General features: G+C 43.6%; 16 protein-coding genes. 13 read left to right on the top strand and 3 right to left on the bottom strand.

Translation table 11 applies throughout. From position 1 onward, the window contains the following. Positions 1-102: 102 nt before the first annotated feature. Together IE130_RS03635 and glnA are read right to left on the bottom strand one after the other, a co-directional pair. A complete protein-coding gene (locus IE130_RS03635; RefSeq protein ID WP_189581803.1) occupies positions 103-870 on the bottom strand; it encodes a DUF4124 domain-containing protein in 768 nt (255 codons plus the stop codon). A 203-nt stretch (positions 871-1,073) separates the two neighbouring features. Continuing rightward, positions 1,074-2,483 carry a type I glutamate--ammonia ligase gene (gene glnA, locus IE130_RS03630; RefSeq protein ID WP_010201934.1) on the bottom strand — a complete coding sequence of 470 codons (1,410 nt, stop codon included), beginning with the start codon at positions 2,481-2,483 and terminating at the stop codon, positions 1,074-1,076. 778 nt (positions 2,484-3,261) lie between these two features. On the opposite strand from glnA, the gene IE130_RS03625 reads away from it, so the two are divergent. The 6 genes from IE130_RS03625 (at position 3,262) to IE130_RS14145 (ending at position 7,791) form a co-directional block, all read left to right on the top strand. Next, positions 3,262-3,885 (top strand): anthranilate synthase component II, encoded by a 624-nt coding sequence (locus tag IE130_RS03625; protein WP_189581800.1) that lies wholly within the window; start codon positions 3,262-3,264, stop codon positions 3,883-3,885. A gap of 83 nt (positions 3,886-3,968) precedes the next feature. Continuing rightward, on the top strand, positions 3,969-5,090 hold the full coding sequence (gene trpD, locus IE130_RS03620) for an anthranilate phosphoribosyltransferase (RefSeq protein WP_189581797.1): 1,122 nt from the start codon (positions 3,969-3,971) through the stop codon (positions 5,088-5,090). Positions 5,091-5,174: 84 nt separating this feature from the next. After that, positions 5,175-6,050 carry an indole-3-glycerol phosphate synthase TrpC gene (trpC, locus tag IE130_RS03615; protein ID WP_189581795.1) on the top strand — a complete coding sequence of 292 codons (876 nt, stop codon included), beginning with the start codon at positions 5,175-5,177 and terminating at the stop codon, positions 6,048-6,050. A gap of 104 nt (positions 6,051-6,154) precedes the next feature. Next, positions 6,155-6,886: a Smr/MutS family protein gene (locus IE130_RS03610; protein ID WP_010201940.1), complete on the top strand. Its 732-nt coding sequence runs from the start codon at positions 6,155-6,157 to the stop codon at positions 6,884-6,886. Positions 6,887-7,151: 265 nt separating this feature from the next. Next, complete coding sequence (locus IE130_RS03605) at positions 7,152-7,571, top strand: DNA-3-methyladenine glycosylase family protein (protein ID WP_227676120.1); 420 nt, start codon at positions 7,152-7,154, stop codon at positions 7,569-7,571. A 1-nt stretch (position 7,572) separates the two neighbouring features. Continuing rightward, positions 7,573-7,791: a DNA glycosylase family protein gene (locus IE130_RS14145; protein ID WP_227676119.1), complete on the top strand. Its 219-nt coding sequence runs from the start codon at positions 7,573-7,575 to the stop codon at positions 7,789-7,791. Between the two features lie 55 nt (positions 7,792-7,846). On the opposite strand, the gene IE130_RS03600 is transcribed toward IE130_RS14145, so the two are convergent. Continuing rightward, the gene (locus IE130_RS03600) at positions 7,847-9,739 is read right to left on the bottom strand and encodes a mechanosensitive ion channel family protein (protein WP_373299612.1); all 1,893 of its coding nucleotides are present in this window, start codon (positions 9,737-9,739) and stop codon (positions 7,847-7,849) included. A gap of 457 nt (positions 9,740-10,196) precedes the next feature. Here IE130_RS03600 and IE130_RS03595 point away from each other — a divergent pair, with 457 nt between their 5' ends. The 7 genes from IE130_RS03595 (at position 10,197) to IE130_RS03565 (ending at position 22,002) form a co-directional block, all read left to right on the top strand. Next, positions 10,197-12,122 carry a TonB-dependent receptor plug domain-containing protein gene (locus tag IE130_RS03595; RefSeq protein WP_189581789.1) on the top strand — a complete coding sequence of 642 codons (1,926 nt, stop codon included), beginning with the start codon at positions 10,197-10,199 and terminating at the stop codon, positions 12,120-12,122. A gap of 355 nt (positions 12,123-12,477) precedes the next feature. Further along, positions 12,478-13,902: an adenosylhomocysteinase gene (gene ahcY, locus IE130_RS03590; RefSeq protein ID WP_189581786.1), complete on the top strand. Its 1,425-nt coding sequence runs from the start codon at positions 12,478-12,480 to the stop codon at positions 13,900-13,902. A gap of 13 nt (positions 13,903-13,915) precedes the next feature. Continuing rightward, entirely contained in the window at positions 13,916-14,764 is an 849-nt protein-coding gene (locus IE130_RS03585) for a methylenetetrahydrofolate reductase (RefSeq protein WP_189581783.1), read from the top strand. Between the two features lie 205 nt (positions 14,765-14,969). Further along, on the top strand, positions 14,970-15,842 hold the full coding sequence (locus IE130_RS03580) for a 16S rRNA (uracil(1498)-N(3))-methyltransferase (protein WP_189581780.1): 873 nt from the start codon (positions 14,970-14,972) through the stop codon (positions 15,840-15,842). A 195-nt stretch (positions 15,843-16,037) separates the two neighbouring features. Continuing rightward, a complete protein-coding gene (locus IE130_RS03575; protein WP_227676117.1) occupies positions 16,038-17,750 on the top strand; it encodes a putative bifunctional diguanylate cyclase/phosphodiesterase in 1,713 nt (570 codons plus the stop codon). Positions 17,751-18,130: 380 nt separating this feature from the next. Next, entirely contained in the window at positions 18,131-19,924 is a 1,794-nt protein-coding gene (locus IE130_RS03570) for an acyl-CoA dehydrogenase C-terminal domain-containing protein (RefSeq protein WP_189581774.1), read from the top strand. 293 nt (positions 19,925-20,217) lie between these two features. Continuing rightward, positions 20,218-22,002 carry an acyl-CoA dehydrogenase C-terminal domain-containing protein gene (locus tag IE130_RS03565; protein ID WP_189581771.1) on the top strand — a complete coding sequence of 595 codons (1,785 nt, stop codon included), beginning with the start codon at positions 20,218-20,220 and terminating at the stop codon, positions 22,000-22,002. The last annotated feature ends 1 nt before the right edge of the window (position 22,003 follow it).

Genomic DNA, 22,003 nt, shown 5'->3' with positions numbered 1-22,003 from the left:
AACCAGCTATTTGACGATGTTTGGCAAGATTTAGCCATTTTTAGCCCATTTAGATGACTATCGAGTGAATTGAAGACACGCCCTACTCAGCACCTATACAGCTTATTTAGTAAAAGCATCATTGGTAATAGATTGATTGCTCTGTACTTTTTGTAAACTACCGTCCTGTTGGCGCAGTTTTAACATCACTTTTTGATGCCAAGGTAAATTCTGATAAGCCAAAAGCTGTTTTGCAATCTTCTTATTATTTTGCAAAGTTGTATTGTTTTGAATCACATAAACCGTGCGCGCGGCTTGTTGCAGCGTTTGACCTTTCACGCTTTGAATGACCGCCGTTATCGTATGAGCGCCTGGCAACGCATCTATCGTAGCAATCGTCGCATTTAGACCTTGAGCGACTTCGTTGCCGTCAAAATAAATACGGACACTATCACCTGCTTGCAGCGCAGGCTTAATTTGTAGTGCTACATTAATACTTTGCGCTGGACGCCGATAAGCACGTTCTTCGCTGGGCTCAGTGATAGCCAGTTGATAGTTGATTGGTGCTTTGACCGTTGCATCGTTGGTAGCAGGTATAGAGGCGGTTTGCGTGGCATTCGTAGCAGTCTGATTATCTCTAGTGCTATTATTATTTGAGCCACTCGTTCCATTACCTGTCGTCACTGTCGTCTGACTGACTTGTTTACCCACCTGCTGCTCATAGCTTTGCGGGCGATCAGTAAAGGTCACCTGACCTGTTTGCTCGTCGACCACTTTATAAATGGGTGCAGCATTTGCTAAAGGCGCACAGAGACTGGCTATGGCAGTGATCGTCAATAGCCCTACCTTCACATGGCCTTTCGAAACATTCAGTTTTGATAATGAAATCATAATCAGTCAACCTAATTAGTGTCTACTATTAATATACTTTTATAATAACCATTATGCGATACTTTCAAGTCGAAATCAGTAGTGATTTTGGAGAAATGTTATTCATTTATCTTGTGCGCTTTATTCGCAGACATAAAAAAACCAGCTAAGAGTTACTTAACTGGTTTTTATTCATTAAAACAATATTGAGTCTACGCTATAAATTAGCAGCTGTAATACATGTCAAACTCAACAGGATGTACAGTCACGTTCAGACGTTGTACTTCTTCTTCTTTCAAAGCAATAAACGCTTCTAGCATATCTTCAGTGAATACATCACCTTTTAACAAGAAGTCATGGTCATCACGCAACGCTTGTAACGCTACATCTAAGCTTTCTGCAACCGTTGGGATTTGTGCTTCTTCTTCTGGTGGCAAGTCATATAAATTTTTGTCAGCGGCTTCACCTGGATGCATCTTGTTCTGGATACCGTCAAGGCCAGCCATCAACAATGCAGCAAACGCTAGATATGGGTTAGCCGTTGGATCAGGGAAACGTGCTTCAACACGTACCGCTTTAGGGCTGCTCACGTGTGGAATACGAATAGATGCTGAACGGTTAGACGCTGAATAAGCAAGTTTAATAGGCGCTTCGTAATGTGGTACTAGACGCTTATAACTGTTCGTTGACGGGTTGGTAATCGCGTTCAATGCACGAGCATGCTTGATAATACCACCGATAAAGTACAATGCTGTTTCAGATAGACCAGCATACTCATCACCTGAGAATGTGTTTACGCCGTCTTTTGAGATAGACATATGTACGTGCATACCTGAACCGTTATCACCGACGATTGGCTTAGGCATAAAGGTAGCTGTTTTGCCAAACTGATGCGCAACGTTATGAACAACGTATTTCAATTGCTGAACTTCATCTGCTTTACGAACCATGGTGTTGAATGCCACACCAATCTCAGACTGGCAAGAAGCAACTTCGTGATGATGCACTTCAACTGTGCCTTCGCCAACGATTTCTTCGATGCGTTCACACATAACAGCACGCATATCGTGTGAGCTATCGATTGGTGGTACTGGGAAATAGCCGCCTTTAACACGCGGACGATGCGCCATGTTGCCCCACTCGTAAGTCTCGCCAGTCGACCATGCTGCTTCTTCAGCAGTGATTTTATGACTAACGCCAGACATATCGATTGACCATTTAACGTCATCGAATACAAAGAATTCAGGCTCAGGACCGAAGTAGGCAGTATCACCAATACCAGTAGACTTCAAATATTCTTCAGCGCGGCGAGCGATAGAACGTGGGTCACGATCGTAGCCCTGTAGCGTTGATGGCTCGATGATGTCACAAGTGACCACAACAGTGACCGCATCAAAGAACGGGTCTAGAAAAGCCGTTTCTGGATCAGGACGCAAGATCATATCTGACGCTTCAATACCTTTCCAGCCAGCGATAGATGAGCCATCGAACATTTTGCCATCTTCCATCACATCTTCGTCAACGCTATGCGCTGGGAAGCTGATGTGCTGTTCTTTACCGCGTGTATCGGTGAAGCGAAAGTCAACCCATTTAGCATTAGAGGATTGGATAAGATCTAATAGTTTATTCGACATGAATAGTCTCCGTTGTGTTGATCACTTGATTGCGATTTAAAATTATGAGTGCAGTATTCTTGTTCAAGAATGTTAGATGTGCTTTTGATACTGAAATAATGCATACGATATTCTGCTTATTATCAGCACTATTCAGCGTATTAGTCAAGATACTCATCTAAAGCGTTTTTTCAATCAGACCAACAGTCTTCTCAATGGTCTAAAAATACGCCAAGTCAATTCTAACGTTATTCTAGCAATATATAACTCATAATGCTGAACTCTTCAGGCACTTGTTAATAATTATTTTTAGACCTGTCTCTTTTTGGTCACAAATAATCATAACAGCATAACTGCAAGGGCTATGCCAACTCTCTAAGAAGCGAATGGTGTTGATAGCTGAAGCAACACCATTACTGATAGTAAATACAATGACTTATCATAAAAAAATATACATATATGAAGTCTGTTATTCAGATGATTATCTTTTAATACTTCTTATGTATAGCAATGAACCGCACTACCATTGCACCAAATTAGTGTGATTATTAATATAATAGTAATAAACTGCTTTCTTTTGGTGCGATTTAATATCTAGAGTTATTTAGTAATCCAATCATTATGCGCCATATTTGATAGAGCACGAAATAATGGTAAGATAACGGCATCCCACAGTAGCAGCTGTTACCCCTATAGTGGTATGGCATCAAGCATTGACAGTAACCCATAGCAGTGCAGGCAATAGCAGCGCAGACAAATTCAACTATAGAAACACCTAAAAATCAGTAAGTTGAACACAATGATTCTAATGATCGATAATTACGACAGCTTTACGTACAATATTGTACAGTACTTCGGTGAGTTGCAGCAGGACATCACTGTGTGGCGTAACGATCAGATTACCATCGATCAAATTAAGGTCTTAGCTCCCAATGCCATTGTCATTGGTCCAGGACCGTGTGACCCATCCCGCGCTGGTATTTCGTTAGCCGTCATTGAGACTTTTAAAGGTATTATCCCTATACTGGGCATTTGCTTGGGACATCAAGCCATTGGGCAGGCATTTGGCGGACAGGTCGTCAAAGCAGGTGAAGTGATGCACGGACGTCTATCCGCCGTTTACCACAATGGCACAGGCGTATTTTCAGGCCTACCTAATCCCTCACAAGTCACGCGTTATCATTCGCTCGTCATTGATAAGGTCAGTTTGCCCGATTGTCTTGAGCTGACCGCATGGACACAAAATATTGATGGCAGCATTGAGGAAATCATGGGTATCCGTCATAAAAAACTTGCTATAGAAGGCGTACAGTTCCATCCTGAATCTATCTTGAGCGAGGCCGGCTATCAGCTACTCAACAACTTTTTGCAGACTCATAATCTGGCTGTACTAGCCTCAGACAAGCTACCGCAAGTCGGTTAGTTTTGACTAAAGTACTTGCTTTGATTACTCTATTCCAAATCCCTTATAGATCCATATAAAAAATAAAATTAAGCGAGACCATAATGAGTACGACGAAAATAGAAGAAACGCACACGCCAGATAGTATTGAGAGACTGTCCGATACAGAAACACATCAACTGCTGACGACCGCTTTAGGTAGAATTTTTCAGCACATTGATTTGACCTTTGATGAGATGTATCAAGTGATGCTGATTATTATGCAAGGCAGATGTAGCGACGCTATGATGGGCGCTATTTTGACTGGTCTACGCATGAAAGGTGAATCCATCGATGAGATTACGGCATCAGCCAGCGCCATGCGTGCATTGGCGGCGAATATCGAACCAAAAAACTGTGAACATCTAGTCGATATCGTTGGCACTGGCGGTGATGGCGCTAATTTATTCAACGTCTCGACGGCATCGGCCTTTGTTGTGGCAGCTGCGGGAGCACAAGTCGCTAAACACGGCAATCGCGGGGTCTCTACTAGATCTGGTAGCTCAGATTTACTTGAGCAGGCAGGTATCAGTCTGTCACTCACCCCAGAGCAAGCAAAAGACTGTATCGAAAACCAAGGCATCGGCTTTTTGTTTGCGCCCAATCACCATAGTGCCATGCGTTATGCCAATCCTATACGCCGTGAGCTAAAATCGCGTACTATCTTTAATATTTTAGGGCCATTAACCAACCCTGCTGGCACACCCAATTTGGTCATTGGTGTCTTTACCGCTCAACTGTGTGAGCCTATCGCCAAAGTCATGAAAAACCTAGGCGCACGTCATGTCATGGTGGTTGGCGCAAAAGATGGCTTAGATGAAATCAGCCTTGCCACCTCTACCACTGTCGCTGAGTTAAAAAACGGTGAGATATCCGTTTATGAGATGATGCCAGAAGATGCTGGCATCGAATCACAGACACTGATTGGGCTCGATGTAGACTCACCAGAGCAAAGCCTTGAGCTGATACGCGCCGCTTTATCAGGCGCAGAAACCAACGACCGCTCAGTACTCAAAGCCCGCGATATGATTGCTCTAAATGCAGGCGCAGCGATATACACCGCAGGGCTTGCCAGCAACTATCCTAATGGTGTCAGCCGTGCTCAGCAGATCCTCCAAAATGGCGATGCGTTAATCAAGCTTGAGTCTTTAGCCAAATACACACAGCAGCTAGCGGCTCAGGATTAATTTGCAAGCACTAATGTAGTGCATTCATTACTATTACTATTACCATTACTGTCTATTTTCATCTAACGATATTCGGATACCAGCATGACCACAACCCATTCAGACATACCTTCAGTGCTACAGCGCATTGTCGCCACTAAAATAGAAGAAGTAAAAAAGGCTCAAGAGGTATTATCTCTTGAAAATTTACAAGCAAAGGTCGCAGCTGATAATAAACCGCGTCGAGGTTTTGCTCAGGCATTGCGAGCTATCAGTACTGAAGAGAACGGTATTGGTATCATTGCTGAGATTAAAAAAGCCTCTCCCTCTAAAGGTGTTATCAACCATAACTTCGCACCCGCGCTATTTGCTCAGCAGTACGAGCAAGCTGGTGCCAGTTGTTTGTCAGTACTAACTGATCGCGATTATTTTCAAGGTGATGACAGCTACCTTATTCAAGCAGCTAATACCTCAAGCCTGCCGATACTGCGTAAAGATTTTATGATTGATGAATATCAGATATATCAATCCTATCTAATGGGTGCAGATTGCATATTATTAATCATGGCTTGCCTCGACGATGAGCAAGTACAAGAGCTCCATGCCTTGAGTATCAAACTGGGCATGGACGTATTGATTGAAGTACATACCAAGGCTGAGCTTGAACGCGCCTTACAATTGCCACGCTCTGATCATAATATCTATGGTATTAATAATCGTGATTTGAATACTTTTGACGTTGATCTACAAACCACGCTTGACCTAAAAAATATTTTGCTCGAAGCATTGGCTACCGATGCTGATGGCACAGCACAGAAACCCCTTATCGTTACCGAGAGCGGCATTCATAGCAGCGGTGACATCCGTTTAATGCTGGAGCAAGGCATTCAGCACTTCTTGATCGGTGAACAATTTATGAAAACCGATCACCCTGGACAAGCGTTACAATCCTTACTTGCGGGCAGCGCAGCAGACGGGTAAAGTAACTCAATCAAGCTTCAATAGACACTAGATCGCTTGAACAATGCGTGTTCTATACGGATTGTTCAACCCTTTATTCATCCATCAACGATACGTTAACTTTTATGTCAAATTCTCTATTTTCAAAAGAAATGCAAGACCAACTCAAAGAGTTAAAAGGACAACTGAGCAAAGGCCGTGATACCGATTCACCTGAAGGTGAAGATCAAAAGCCTACAGAACCTGTCTCGTTACTCACCCAAAAGCAAGTCAAAAAGACTGTCAAACAGTTGGACAGTGAGCATATCGACGACGATAAAGTTCTGTTTATGCAAGCGATGCATGGCGTCAATCAGCTCGATGACAAAAACGTCCGCTCCCCTGCCAACGCCGCAAAAGCACGTAAACCTGATGCTGCTACACTTTCGAAACGTGCTGCCGCGCAAGGTAGTGAGGCTAGTGATTTAGGCGCTGGCTTATCAGATATGCAGGCGCTACTCAATCCTGTGGCTGGCGAAGCTTATTTGTCTTACAAGCAGCCGACCCTACAAAATAAAATTTTTACCCAGCTCAAACAGGGCAAGCTGCGTTGGTATGATGCGGTAGACATCCATGGCTGCACCATTGATGAAGCACGCGCTGCCATGACTCAACTGTTGAGCCAAGCGAAGCAAAATAATGAAACCATGGTGAAAATAGTCCATGGTAAAGGTAGCGAAGCTATTTTAAAAACTTGCGTCAACGGTTGGCTACGTCAATTGCCAGAAGTACTGGCATTTTGCTCTGCCCCGCCAAAAGATGGTGGCAACGGCGCGGTATTAGTACTGCTTAAAAAGCCTAAAACTGATGGCGAATAAGCTGCATCGTTAAACATAAAAAGGACTGCTTATTGGCAGTCCTTTTTATGTTCATTATCAAAACGACTATTTATAGTCAGTGAAAAGTAATATCGATACATCATGCACTATTGATATCAATTTTTCTTGCTTGCTGTGCCTACGCAAACAGAGGCTACAAAAAATTGATATCAATAGTGCAGTAGCGTTTCTAGGGTGTTTTGACTATACATCATTTTCAGCGTCCAACTTCAGCGGCAAGGTACTCACTTAGGATAAGACATTTATGAGCCTACAAACTATTGAAAACACTGAAGAATTAGAAGAGCATATCATTGCTTTGATTGCCATCGAACCAAGATTTGCTCCTGTTTATGAGCAAGTTGGTGTGCCCAGTCTTAGGCACAATGCAGGTGGGTTTGAGCAACTAATGAGAGCGATGGTGGGTCAACAGCTATCAGTAGCAGCCGCGGCCAGTATTTGGAAAAAGCTGGTTGCGGCAGGTTTGACAACCCCTCAGGCTATTGCTGAAGCGCAGGACGAAACGTTACGAGCACAAGGCTTATCTAGGCAAAAGATGCGCTATGTCCGATCCTTAGTAGCGCATAATATAGACTTTGCTACCTTAACAACCATGCCAAATGAAGCGGCTATAAAGACACTTACAGCAGTCACTGGCATTGGACGTTGGACGTTGGACGGCTGAGATGTATTTATTGTTTTCTCTAAAACGCGATGACATATTGGCGGTCGATGATTTAGCGATTAAAGTCGCAGCGATGACAGTATTAGGTCTGGCAGAACGCCCGACACCGAAACAACTAAAGGGATTGACCGAAAGCTGGTCACCACATCGTAGCGCTGCCAGCCTGCTTCTATGGTCATATTACGGCTTACTACGTGATAAAACTGCCGTACCTTTATAGTTCCCTATAATAGCTCCCCATACAGAATATCTGCCCCTATAGAAAAAACTCATTTTTAAGGCTGGTTCCATATAGAAAAACCAAATTTTCTTTTGGTGTGCTTAAATTTACTTTTTCTTAGCATACGACTTTTGTGTTTCAGTGCTTTAAGTGCACCTTCCCTGCTTACTGTTGCCATCGATGATTTCTGGTTATCACCTCTCGCTTTGTCGCTGCTTTTATTAATATCAACACTGCCGTTGTTACTAGAGTGATCATGATTGTCTAAGCTTACATTCGTTTCACCATCATCCGTCTTGCTACTGCTGTGTGATGTATCTTCTTCTACCGATTCAACTGTATTGCTTTCCATATGATGTTCAAGTTCAGCTTGATTGACAATCAACTGCTGTGTTGGCAAAGCATGCTCAACCTTATATTTTGCGACTTGGTTTAGTACATCAACGAATACCACGTTTTGCTTGTCATAGAACTCCATGACGTCGTTGGCATTAATGTAAGCTTGTAATTGAATCACATAGCAGTCTTGGCGCAGCTCTAAAATATTCACTTGGTTCCATTCATTATTGGTTAAATAATGCTCATTCAAAAACTCATCTAAATCCTTGACCATCTTAAAGACCACGTCGATATCAGCGGTACGCTTAAGATACAACTGATGAAAGAAGCGGAACATATCGCGTGAGGTAAAGTTCTCAATTTGCATGGACGAGAAGTCGCCATTGGGTACGGTGACGATGGTGCGGGTCAATGTGCGGACGCGTGATGAGCGAATACCAATATCAATAACTGTGCCTTCGTAAGTACCAAACTTACAATAGTCACCAATACGTACAGGTGAGTCTGCCACCACTACAACACTACCAACTAGGTTTTCGATCGTCTTTTGCGCACCAAGAGCTAACGCCAAACCACCCACACCCAGTGCGGCAATACCAGTGGTCAAATCAAAACCCAAATTGCCAAAAATAACAATCACTGCAAATATCAGTAATAGCGCTTTGACGACCTTACGAAGCAGTCCCAAAATTGAGACTCGCTCAGTATAGTTTTTCTTGTAGCTTAGATTTACCGCTCGGGTAAATATCGCATCGATCACTCGTAATAGTAGCCAAGTCAGCGCCAACCAGGAAGCAATATCCGTAAAGCGATTGACTGGCTCACGCAGGGTCACCGATACGCCTGCATAAACCATAACCTCTGATAGTATCAGTGCCATGATCACTACAGATAATGGCAATATTACCTTATTAGGTAATGGTAACGGTACACCGCGTATGTGAGGATAAGTGATTCTCAATAGATGGTACAACAGCCAAACCATAATATAAGTGAGGACAAAGCTGCTCACAATCATGGTTAGCGCTGCAACCAAGTCAGCCAATTGATAACCAAAAACCTTTTTGCCGTCCAGTGAATCAACCGTATAGCGAGATACCAAGGTCGGCTCAGTATTTTCTATCACTTCTGGCACTGAGCTGAGCGTATCACTTGAGAATTGCCAGTACTGATCATTGTTATTAGACACCACTCTTTCTAATAACAACGGCACACTTTTTTCACCGATATTAATGACACCGACGTTTTCTTGGCTGGGTGGCAATTGATCGGTTAAATTGCCTTCAAGCGTATTATTGAGCTGCAAGTCAGGTAAAAAACGTCCACCGGCATCGAGTGCTTGCTTAAACTGACGCACCACGGTGGTTGGATTGTCAGACTTTGATAAGTTAAGGTAATTGCTCGCCAATAAATAATCGTTTTCGCTCAAAGCACTAATGAATCCCTGCACCGTATGTCGCGGCGTATCTCGCCCAAAGGAATCAGGTATCGGCTCACTGCTCGTCTCACTAGTCCCGCCAAGTCCCAACACGCCAGCTTCAGCCGCGAAAGCAGCATTCGGCAGTATCAGGCTACACAATAAAGTCAGCAACAAGGTGGCCACTACCATGACTCTTGATAATGATGCTTTTAAGGGTAAAAGTAAGCTAGTAGGACTCATACGACGCTCAATAGACAAAACAAACCTCTTAATTTATAGATAGACATAGGTATAAAGAGAAAATTGCCTAAATAGCCAATGATCAACACAACCTGCCGCCATGATAGCAATTATAACTAACTGTCGTGTTTTTGATTACAAATTTTTCTACCGAAGAATGTTTCTAATGATAAGGAATTATTGGTACTGAGCACAGTTGCTAAGCAATAAACACCCTATACATCGCTTTAGAATGGCTCAATAATCAGCCATCATGAAAATTCCTCAGCTTATCATGAATAAATATTGGCTAAAACTGGTTTATAAAGCGCGCATATTTATAGATAATGAACCCTGTGTAACTTGTCTACTGTTTTTTGTAAATTTTACCTTCTTAACTTTTGCTTTTGTAACCTTGGGAATCATTATGTTGTTAACACGCTCTTCTTCGTCTACTTATTTGCGGTGCTGTATTTTAAGCGCACTTGGCGTATTTGCCGTAAATACAGCCATGGCTGTCACGCCATCTGACCCTGACTTAGAGACAGTCAATGATAGTGAGCTGCCACAAGTCGAGCTTGATAAAATCGTTGTGACAGCGACGCGTACGCCTACCAAAACCAGTAACGTAATCGCCCAAACTCGCGTGATTGATAGCGAAGAATTGCGCCGTTATCAAGGGCAGACAGTTTTAGAAGCACTGAAGCGTCAGCCTGGCATCAGTCACTATACAAGCGGCGGCATGGGCACCGTTTCCAATCTTTATATGCGCGGTTATGATGGTAAGCAAATCTTGGTACTTATTGATGGCATACGTTATAGCTCGTTAAGCACAGGTAATAGTGCCCTAAATTTACTACCAGCCGACCAGATCGATCGTATCGAAATACTATATGGTGCGTCAGGATCTAGTATTTATGGTGCAGACGCGATGGGCGGTGTGATTCAAGTATTCACCAAAGGCAGCAATGTAGATCAAAGCAGCATGTCGGTTACCGCTGGTGTTGGCTCAAATGATCAATACTTATACGGTGCTAGCGCACAATTCGTCAATGATACTGGCACCGCTTTGAGCCTTTCAGCCAGCCACAACGAAACAGATGGTATCAATGCAACGCTACCCGATCCTAGTAATGAATACGCCCCTTACAACAAAGACGATGATGGTTTCGAAAGTGATAACTTTAGCATTGCTCTAAATCAGCGTATCAATGATCAATTGTCAGTTGGGGCTAGTGCTCTGTATAGCGAGTCAACGACTTATTTTGATAATGGCGCTGCAGAGAATGTGTATTCTGATCAAGAAACGGGTGCGGCTCAAGCGTTCGTTGATTGGCGCTACCAGCCAGGCGCTTCGGTGAAGCTACAGTATGGGCACTCTATCGACAACATAGACACAGAAACCTATAGCAGTAACTATGATACAGAGCAAGATCAAGTTAGCCTAGTCGGTCAGCATGCCCTACCTATCGGTACAGGCATTTACGGTGCAGAGTATTTAAACCAAAGTATTGATACGACTGATTATGACGTTGATGACCGTGATGTGACCAGTGCATTTTTGGGTTATGTATTGGCTAATAATCAATTCGATGCACAAGCAAACCTACGCTATGATGACAACTCACAGTATGGTGATGAGACCACTTATAATTTAGGTGGCGCGCTACACATCAGTCCCAATCTACGCATCGGTGCCAGTTATGCTAAAGGGTTCCGAGCGCCTAGTTTCAATGACTTGTACTCACCTTTCGGTGGTAATGCTGAGTTGACACCAGAAACCAGTGATAACTATGAAGCTTTTATTGAATACGATACTCCTATTCAGTCTACTCGTTTGACAGGCTATCACAACAAAGTTGACGACTTAATCAGCTATGTCGCAAGCCCCACACCTAGCAATCCTTATGCAGGCTCTAGCGAAAACGTCGATGAAGCCAAAATCGAAGGACTCACACTAACATCAGATTGGATAGTCGATAATTACTTATTTGGTGGTAGCTATGACTACCAGCAGGCAGAAGACAATAGTGGCGGGAGCAACGATGGTAATTTTCTTGCCATTCGTCCTGAGCATAAAGGTCTGATTTACTTAGGCTATCGCTTATCAAGCTTTGATATTCGTGCCGAATATGAATATGTCGGTGACTACTATAGCAACGTTGCCAATGCAGAATCGCAGTTTGTCGATCATTATGGGTTGTTTAATATCAGCGGTAACTACCAGCTAACAGACAGCCTAACCATGGCAGCACGCTTAGACAATATTACTAATGAAAAGTATATTACTCTGCCTGGTTACGACACTGATGGTATCAACTATTTCACCTCTTTGACCTATAACTGGTACTAAGTTTTTCTTAGTACCCTTCAGACTGTCTGAACTGAGAATAAAAAAGGTCATCAATATCGATGGCCTTTTTTTAGTGCTCTATATCACCGATCGGCATCTTATGTTCCTATACCGTCAGCTATTTATGTTATCCAACAGGTGACAATCCATGACTCATCTATTACAATAACGACCTCCGAGAGGTGTTGCGCCATGACCATAGATATTGCATTGAGAGACTAAAATCATGCAAATTATAGGTTATGTTAGGCTCGGTTAACTGTCGAGCGCCCTATTTTGGTCGCTCACAGCGCAAACAACGGCACCTGCGTTTTTATTCTTTTTATCATACGTTAACCACTGATAGGAGCATATTATGGACGCAGTGTCTACTACACCATCTGCCCATACGATCGACCCCTCTTTCACTGACTATAAAGTCGCTGACATCAGCCTTGCTGATTACGGCCGCCGTGAAATCACCCTTGCCGAAGCTGAAATGCCTGCCCTTATGGGTCTGCGTCGTCGCTACGAAGCCGATCAACCGCTTAAAGGCGCGAAAATCGCTGGCTGTATCCACATGACCATCCAAACTGCCGTACTTATCGAGACACTAGTCGCGCTAGGTGCTGAAGTACGTTGGACGTCATGCAACATCTTCTCAACTCAAGACCATGCTGCTGCGGCGATTGCTGCTGCTGGTATTTCTGTCTATGCTTGGAAAGGCGAAACAGAAGAAGAGTACGAGTGGTGCTTACGTCAACAAGTTCATGTTGGCGGCGAAGCATCAGGTCAGCTTTGGGATACTAACTTAATCTTGGATGATGGCGGTGATTTAACTGCATTGATCCATAATGATTATGCTGAGCTTCTTGATAATATCCATGGTATCTCAGAAGAAACTACCACTGGTGTTCATCGCTTAGTTGAGATGTTAAACAAAGGTACGCTTAAAGTACCTGCCATCAATGTCAACGATGCCGTTACCAAGTCTAAAAACGACAACAAATACGGCTGCCGTCATAGCTTGAATGATGCTATCAAACGTGCTACTGACATGTTCCTTGCTGGTCGCCGCGCTTTGGTTATCGGTTATGGCGATGTGGGTAAAGGCTCTACGCAAAGCTTACGTCAAGAAGGCATGATTGTACGTGTCTCAGAAGTTGATCCTATCTGTGCCATGCAGGCATGTATGGACGGTTTTGAAGTATTATCGCCTTACATTAACGGTGATAACACTGGCGGCGCAGAAAACATCAACACCCGCTTGCTAGAAGATACTGACATGATTGTTACTACTACTGGTAACTACCATGTATGTGACAGACATATGCTAGCAGCACTGAAACCTGGTGCGGTCGTTTGTAACATCGGTCATTTTGACACTGAAATCGACACCCAATTCATGCGTGACAACTGGCGCTGGGTTGAGATTAAGCCACAAGTGCATCAAATCTTCCGCTCAGACGACGAAAATGATTATTTGATCTTGCTTGCTGAAGGTCGCTTAGTGAACCTTGGTAATGCCACTGGTCACCCATCACGCGTGATGGACGGCTCATTTGCTAACCAAGTATTGGCGCAAATGTATCTGTTTGAAGAAAAATTCGCTGACTTGCCAGCTGATGAGCGCACTGACAACTTATACGTCAGAGTATTGCCGAAGAAACTGGACGAAGAAGTCGCTGCTGCCATGGTTGCCGGTTTTAACGGTACATTGACGAAGCTGACGGATAAACAAGCGGAATATTTGGGTGTACCTGTCGAAGGTCCATTTAAGCCTGACGCTTATAAATACTAAAAGGAGCCAGACTGTGACTAAGCCTGCTTTCTCCTTTGAGTTTTTTCCGGCCAAAACCGAACTGGGTCATGAAAAGCTACTCAGCACTTATGATGAGCTGAATAAGCTATCACCTGCGTACTTTTCGGTGACCTACGGTGCTGGCGGTTCAACCCGTAACCGCACTTTAGATATCGTTCAAGCACTATGTGCACGCGGCGATACTGACATTGCGCCGCATATGTCTTGTATTGGTGATGATAAAGCAGAAATCGCTGAATTGCTTGAGCACTACAAAAGCTTAGGTATCAAGCGCCTAGTCGCGCTACGTGGTGACTTGCCTTCAGGTCAGGTGGGCATGGGTGAACTACCATTTGCTGTCGATTTGGTAAAATTCATTCGTGAACACTCAGGTGATCACTTCCATATTGAAGTGGCCGCGTATCCTGAGATGCACCCACAAGCGCGTAGCTTTGCGTTTGATGTTGACAATTTGGTCAATAAATATCAAGCGGGCGCCAATGCGTCGATTACCCAGTTTTTCTATAACGCTGATAGCTACTTATATTTGCGTGATACCTTAGAGCAGCGTGGGATTGATACCGTAACACAGCCACTAGTGGCTGGCATTATGCCCATTACCAACTCAAGCAATTTGGTACGCTTTGCCGATAGCTGTGGCGCTGATATTCCGCGTTATGTGCGTAAGCAGTTGGCTGACTTTGGTGATGATCGCAAAGCCATTCGCGAATTTGGTTTTGATGTGGTATATCGTCTATGTGAGCGTTTAATCAATGAGGGTGTACCTGCCATGCATTTTTATAGCATGAATAAGGTTGAGCCGAATAAGCGTTTGGTTGAAGCGTTGGGACTTACCGCTTAGACCTTTGTTGAACTTCTTGTTAAATGACTGGCATTCTTCGGAATGCCATTTTTTTCGTTTTACTTATGATCTATCTTGTCTTAACAACTGCTCTACATGACCTGTTTTATTTCCCAAATACCTGTGACAATACCTTTCCCTCCGCCACTCATATTCTGCTAACATGTTGAGAGGGATTATTGTTCAATTAAAGGACTAAACGACTGTGCGACGTTTTTTTTATGCTATCAGTAACGATCTGAACACCACCTTTCCTACCCTTAGTACATTATCTATTGGTGCTAGTGTCGAATTAACAGACAGCATCGTTCATCATTGGTGCCGAGTATTACGCGCAAATATCGGTGATCAAGGTATTTTGTTTGATGGCTTTGGCGGCGAATATCAGGTAGAGCTACAAGCGATTAGTAAAAAAAATGCAACGGCTACTTTGCTCAGTCATTCAATGGATGACCGCAGCGCCCCTGTATTGACTAAAATCGCCCTAGTGATGAGTCGCGGTGAACGGATGGATTATGCCATTCAAAAGTCCACTGAGCTTGGTGTGACTGCTATTCAACTCCTCAACAGTCATCATGGTGAAGTCAATCTCAAACCTGCCCAAGTCGAAAAAAAGCTGGCACATTGGCAACAAATCGCGATCGCTGCCTGTGAACAATGCGGCCTCAATCGCCCTCCTCTTATCCTTGCACCACTGTCTATCAATGACTGGTTACGTGATTCAGCGACCAACGCTACAGACACAGCAATATCTGTCAGCGCTGCGGTTAGTCCTATTGTCGCGACACTGAGTGAAGCCCCTTATTATAAAATATTAAACCAGCCAGCAGATAGCCGCTTAATGATGAGTGTGCCAGCAGCGGGACAACCTCTGCAACCAGAGACACTCTCAACCGCACTAACACAAGACAAACCCTACATTGAGCTGCTAATCGGTCCTGAGGGTGGTCTCAGTAATGACGAGTCAGTGCAAGCACAAACAGTAGGCTTTGCGCCTTGGCAGATCGGTAATCGCGTGCTACGAACAGAGACCGCGCCTGTCGTCGCCTTGGCAACGTTGCACGCGCTTAGCCATTAATCACCAAACGCCATTCTGTATATATGCTGATGGCTAGGTTAAATGAAGTGCTCTGATACAACGCTTCTTATTGCTTTGCAAACTGGGAAATAGCTTGAGCCGCTGAGCTTAGGTAATCCATATGACTGACGGTGGTTATTGCTAGCAATGACTGACCAATTTTTTAGACTTGACGTTGACTTAGTGAGTCCAATTATGACTACTTTTACCACCCTACCGCTCTCAGATAAGCAGCAATTGCTGACACAGTTATGTGAGCAATATGAAGACGCTATCTTTATTTTAGACGCAAACTTTCGTTATCTGTCGGTCAATGCTATTTACGAGATTATGATTGGTTACAGTGAATCTTTTTTGCTGGGGCGACCACTTGGTATATATGCGGCTGAGTTTTTATCAAAAGAAGAGCAAGCTATTTTAAATGATCTTACCAGTCATTTAGACAGTAAGGGATTCTATGAAATTGACTTTTCGATAGCGACTCGCTATGGACAAGTTCTGAATTGCCATATCACTTACCGAAGAATCTACGTAGGAGAAACGGGTTATTATATCGGTGTGGTGCGCGATATGTCGTCGGTCGTAAAAGACAGAAAACAAATGAATCATCTACTCAATTACGATCAACTGACAGGGTTGCCCAACCGCAAGGTTTTTTTGAGTCAGACCAGTGAGCTATTGTTAGAAAGTTATCAAGAAGTCGTGATTGTACGCCTAAACATTGATCGTTATCGTAACCTCGCAAGCCTACTCGGCCCCGACGGTATTAATACTCTCATAGAAAGCTTCGTACTACGGGTCAAAACCTTGAAGCTCGAAGATTTGCATTGCTTTTCACACTTTGGTGGTGATGACTTTGCCTTATTATTTGAATGCACTGATGCCAATTCCGTACGCAATCAGTTAGACCTCTTGATGCAAATGTGTGAGCATCCTTTTTTCGTCAGTAATGAGCCAGCAGAAGATACAGCCATTTATTGTCATATCTCAGTTGGGGTCAGTTTTTTCCCTGAAAATGATTACGAAATGATAGGGTTGTTGACCAAAGCTGAAAAAGCCCTACAGTATGTTAAACAGCAAGGTGGAGACGACATCTGTTGGTACAACAAGACCATCGATGAGGCAACTGCCAATAGTTTACAGTTGGAAGCAGAGCTTAGAGCTGCCACCAATGATGTTCAGTTTGTACCCTATTATCAACCGAAATTTTCCTTAGATACTGGGGCTATTACTGGCTTTGAGGCGCTGGTACGCTGGCAGCATCCCACTCGTGGGCTGCTAAAACCTGTTCACTTTATGAATGCCATCATCACGCACAAACTGTCATTTGAGCTGTTCTCACAAATGGCGACTCAAATTGCGGAACAGTTGTCTATTTGGCAAAAACTTGGCTTCGATCAACATATTTGTATCAACGCCGATGCTGCTGAATTTAGCCATCCTGATTTCTTTGAGATGGTGAGCAACTTATTTGTGCAGCACGACATCCATGCCCATCAATTGCATATCGAAGTCACAGAATCCTCATTAATACAGCGCCATGCCAATGTCAAAAAACAGCTCAATTTACTAAAAGAGTTGGGGATTTGTTTAGCGCTGGATGATTTTGGTACGGGTTATGCCTCTTTAAGCTATCTACAAGAGTATCCTTTTGACTTTATCAAAATCGATAAAAGTTTTATCTCTAAGATTGAAACGGATCGTACCCAATATGCGATCGTCAAGGCTATTTTAGAGTTAGCGGTGGCGCTTGATATGCAGGTCATCGCTGAAGGTATCGAAACCAAGCAACAACGCGATTTACTGTTAGACATGGGTTGTAAATACGGACAAGGCTATTGGTTTAGCAAACCCGTGACTGCTGATATCGCAACTGAAATGTTAACGCAGCAATATTTGTCTAAATGATGACACGCCCTAGTCAGTATTTTAATCGAGAATCAGCCAATCATTTTTTAGTCGATTATTATCATTATTTTTTCGCCTAACGTTGATTGCATAACGGATGCAAGGTAGGTTCATGACTTATCAGTGCTGTTACCAAACTTGTATAATCGCCTATGAAAGCCTATCTTTTATAGTGAATTTGTTAGAGCTTACTAAATATCAAACTGACTCTAACAATCACCATTCTTTTCAATACTATTTTATGCAATCGATACCTTAGATAGGTCTGCGACTTCAACAGACCATCTGGATATAGTCAATCCTGCATCATGCGCTAAACCCTAGCGCTGTCATAGGACGACCAGCTATTATTGATTGCATTACAAAAAGGACAGGAAGTTATGCAATACAAAGCACCTTTACGTGATATTCAATTCGTTATGCATGAGCTGCTTGATAGCGAAAGCCATTACAAAACGCTACCTGCATTTCAAGAAGCAGACCGCGAGCTAATGGATAGCCTATTTGAAATGGCTGCAAGCTTTGCTGAAAATGAGCTGTCACCATTGAACCAAAGCGGCGATGCGGAAGGCTGCAAGTTTGATAACGGCAAAGTAACGACACCAAAAGGCTTTAAAGAAGCCTATAAAGCGTATTGTGAGCTTGGCTTCCCTGCTTTATCTGCTGAAGAAGAATTCGGTGGTCAAAACATGCCGTTTTCATTATCAACGGTCATCAATGAGATGGTTGGTACGGCTAACTGGTCATTCTCTATGTACCCAGGCCTATCACATGGTGCGATCCAAACCATCGAGCATCATGGTACTGATGAGCAGAAAAACATCTATTTAGAAAAAATGATCAGCGGTGAATGGTCAGGTACGATGTGTCTGACTGAAGCACACGCTGGTTCTGACTTGGGTATTATCCGTACCAAAGCTGAACCAAAAGAAGATGGTAGCTATAGCATTACTGGTCAAAAGATTTTTATCTCAGCTGGTGAGCATGATTTAACCGACAATATTATTCACATTGTATTGGCGCGTTTACCAGGCGCACCTGCTGGCACAAAAGGCATCTCATTGTTTATTGTTCCTAAGATGACGGTTCAAGAAGATGGCAGCGTTGGCGATAGTAACAATGTCGTTTGTGGCTCTATCGAGCATAAAATGGGCATTAAAGCCTCTGCCACTTGTGTCATCAACTTCGATGGCGCAACAGGTTACCTAATTGGCCCAGAAAACCGCGGCCTACAGTGCATGTTCACCTTTATGAACGTTGCCCGTATCGGTACTGCTGTTCAGGGCTTGACTGCAGCAGAGTACGCGTTCCAAGGCTCATTGACTTATGCCAAAGATCGTTTGGCCATGCGCTCTTTGTCAGGTACCAAAGCACCAGAAAAAGTAGCTGACCCAATCATTGTACATCCAGCGGTCCGCAACATGCTATTGACCGAAAAAGCCTTTGCTGAAGGTGGCCGTGCATTGGTCTATTATCTCTCACATTTTGCGGATACCGTCGCAAAAGGTGAAGGCGAAGCGCTGAAATTTGCTGATCAAATGCTGTCATTGTTGACACCAATCGCTAAAGCATTTTTGACCGAGACTGGTCTAGAAGCGGCAAACCATGGTGTGCAGGTTTATGGTGGTCACGGTTTTGTCAGTGAATGGGGTATGGAGCAAAACGTGCGTGATACGCGTATCGCTTGTCTATACGAAGGTACGACTGAAATCCAGGCACTTGATCTATTGGGTCGTAAAGTATTGGGTTCACAAGGCAAGCTGCTTGCAAACTTTGTCAAAGTTATCCAAGACTTCTGTGATGAAAACAAAGAAAATGATGAGATGGGTCAATTTATCCGTCCACTAGTCAAGCATCTAAAAGAATGGGGCGACTTAACAGCGCGAATTGGTATGCAAGCCACTGAAAGCCCTGAAGCAGTAGGCGGTGCAGCGGTTGATTACATGTACTTCAGTGGTTACGTGACTCTGGCTTATTTATGGGCACGTATGGCACTTGTGGCACAAACTGCTATTGCTGATGGCAGCAGCGAGCCTGCGTTCTATGATGCTAAAATCAAGACGGCTCAGTTCTATTTTGCTAAATTGCTTCCACGTACCACCACACACGTAGAGCGCATCAGCACTGGTGTTGAGCCGTACATGTCGATGGATGTTGATCAATTTGCCTTTTAAGTAAGCCATCAATTTATCAAATATTTGTTGAATTAGCACCACTATCGTAATTTCGATCGGCAACATACCAAAGTATGTTGCCGATTTGCGTATTATCAATTCCTTTTAAGACTATTAAAGCTATTATTTCGCATGATAAATGTTTTTGGTGTACGCACAATTCACGAAGAAATACACAAGCTAAGCCTCTAATTTGCTAAACTTTAGCTATTAGCCATTAAGGTTAACTCAAAAAGAACAACCGATAATCTTAATGTATTTAATTTTTATTCATTTGAACCAAAGGACTGCTGATGGCTGTTTATAATGCCCCTCTTAATGACATGCGCTTCATCTTAAATGATGTTTTTAATGCGAATGCATTTTGGCAAAACAACGACAATTTGGCTCATGTTGACATGGACACTGTCGATATGATTTTAGAAGAAATGGCAAAACTGACCAAAAACGTTCTGCTACCCATCAACCGTAGTGGCGATGAAGAAGGCGCTACTTTTCAGGGTGATGGCGTTGTCACTACCCCAACAGGCTTTAAAGAAGCATATAAGCAGTATGCTGAGTCAGGCTGGGTTGGCTTAAGCGGTAACTCTGAATACGGTGGTCAAGGCTTTCCAAAAATGGTGACCATGCTCACCGAAGAGATGGTTTTTACCGCTAACCAATCGTTTGCCCTTTACCCTAACCTGACTGTAGGCGCGACGCTTTGCCTAAATGCAGCGGCCTCTGAAGAGCAAAAGCAAACCTATCTAGAAAAAATGTACAACGGCGAATGGGCTGGCACTATGTGCTTAACAGAGCCACATGCGGGTACTGACTTAGGCATCATCAAGACCAAAGCCGTACCTAACGATGATGGCAGCTATGACATCTCTGGTACTAAGATTTTTATCACGGGCGGTGAGCACGATCTAACTGAAAATATTATTCATTTAGTATTGGCAAAAACACCTAATGCACCAGAAGGCTCAAAAGGCATTTCGCTATTTGTTGTACCAAAATTCTTGGTCAATGAAGATGGCAGCTTGGGTGAACGCAATACATTGGCAGTCGGTTCTATCGAACACAAAATGGGTATCAAAGCATCTGCCACTTGTGTGATGAACTTTGATAGTGCCAAAGGCTGGATGGTTGGTGCCGAAAACACAGGCCTGTCCTCTATGTTCATTATGATGAACTATGAGCGTGTCACTATGGGTCTGCAAGGCCTTGGTGGTGCTGAGCTTGCCTATCAAAATGCGGCACTTTATGCCAATGACCGTGGTCAAGGTCGTAGTGATACCCAGTTGCAAAGCCCAGAAAAACCTGCGGATGCGATTATCCATCATGCCGATGTACGCCGCATGTTGTTAAATGCTAAGACCAATACTGAAGCATCACGTTGCTTTGCCATGTATGTTGCCAAGAACCTTGATGAAGAAAAGTTTAGTACCGATCCAGAAGCAGCCAAAGCGGCTTCCGCTCGCGTTGCCCTACTGACTCCAGTTGCCAAAGCATTTTTGACGGACAAAGCATTAGAAGCCACTATTGATTGTCAGCAAGTATTTGGTGGTCACGGCTATATCCGCGAATGGGGTATGGAACAAATCGTTCGTGATACGCGCATTGCCCAGATTTATGAAGGCACCAATGGCATTCAAGCCCTTGACCTACTAGGTCGTAAAGTGGCGCGCAATAACGGCAAATACGTCACTCATTTCTTAGGTGAAATTCGTGATTTTGTCAATAATATGCAAGCCAATCACGGCATCAAACAAGCCACACTAGATGCCGCTGATACGATTGAAGCATTGACTAAAACTGTGCTGAGCAACATTGGCGAACGTAAAAACGAAATCAATGGCTGTGCCGTTGACTACATGCATGCCTTTGGCTACCTGTGCTACTCGTATATGTTTGCGTTGATGGTTGAAGCTGCTGACGGTCAAGAAGGCGAGTTCTACACGAACAAAGCCAAACTTGCTGACTACTTCGTTGGTCGTGTATTGCCACGTATCGATGCGCATGCGCAAATGGTGCAAGCAGGTAGCGATCCTATGATGAACTTTGATCTTGACTACTTTGATGTACCTGCTAACTAAT

Source organism: Psychrobacter glaciei (assembly GCF_014652895.1).
GTDB classification, from domain to species: Bacteria; Pseudomonadota; Gammaproteobacteria; order Pseudomonadales; family Moraxellaceae; genus Psychrobacter; species Psychrobacter glaciei.
This window is presented reverse-complemented; position numbering and strand designations above follow the sequence as displayed.

Bases quoted from the DNA above. Each gene is read 5' to 3' on its own strand.
- IE130_RS03635 (WP_189581803.1), bottom strand. From the start codon at position 870: ATGATTTCATTATCAAAACTGAATGTTTCGAAAGGCCATGTGAAGGTA.
- glnA (WP_010201934.1), bottom strand. From the start codon at position 2,483: ATGTCGAATAAACTATTAGATCTTATCCAATCCTCTAATGCTAAATGG.
- IE130_RS03625 (WP_189581800.1), top strand. From the start codon at position 3,262: ATGATTCTAATGATCGATAATTACGACAGCTTTACGTACAATATTGTA.
- trpD (WP_189581797.1), top strand. From the start codon at position 3,969: ATGAGTACGACGAAAATAGAAGAAACGCACACGCCAGATAGTATTGAG.
- trpC (WP_189581795.1), top strand. From the start codon at position 5,175: ATGACCACAACCCATTCAGACATACCTTCAGTGCTACAGCGCATTGTC.
- IE130_RS03610 (WP_010201940.1), top strand. From the start codon at position 6,155: ATGTCAAATTCTCTATTTTCAAAAGAAATGCAAGACCAACTCAAAGAG.
- IE130_RS03605 (WP_227676120.1), top strand. From the start codon at position 7,152: ATGAGCCTACAAACTATTGAAAACACTGAAGAATTAGAAGAGCATATC.
- IE130_RS14145 (WP_227676119.1), top strand. From the start codon at position 7,573: ATGTATTTATTGTTTTCTCTAAAACGCGATGACATATTGGCGGTCGAT.
- IE130_RS03600 (WP_373299612.1), bottom strand. From the start codon at position 9,739: ATGGTAGTGGCCACCTTGTTGCTGACTTTATTGTGTAGCCTGATACTG.
- IE130_RS03595 (WP_189581789.1), top strand. From the start codon at position 10,197: ATGTTGTTAACACGCTCTTCTTCGTCTACTTATTTGCGGTGCTGTATT.
- ahcY (WP_189581786.1), top strand. From the start codon at position 12,478: ATGGACGCAGTGTCTACTACACCATCTGCCCATACGATCGACCCCTCT.
- IE130_RS03575 (WP_227676117.1), top strand. From the start codon at position 16,038: ATGACTACTTTTACCACCCTACCGCTCTCAGATAAGCAGCAATTGCTG.
- IE130_RS03570 (WP_189581774.1), top strand. From the start codon at position 18,131: ATGCAATACAAAGCACCTTTACGTGATATTCAATTCGTTATGCATGAG.
- IE130_RS03565 (WP_189581771.1), top strand. From the start codon at position 20,218: ATGGCTGTTTATAATGCCCCTCTTAATGACATGCGCTTCATCTTAAAT.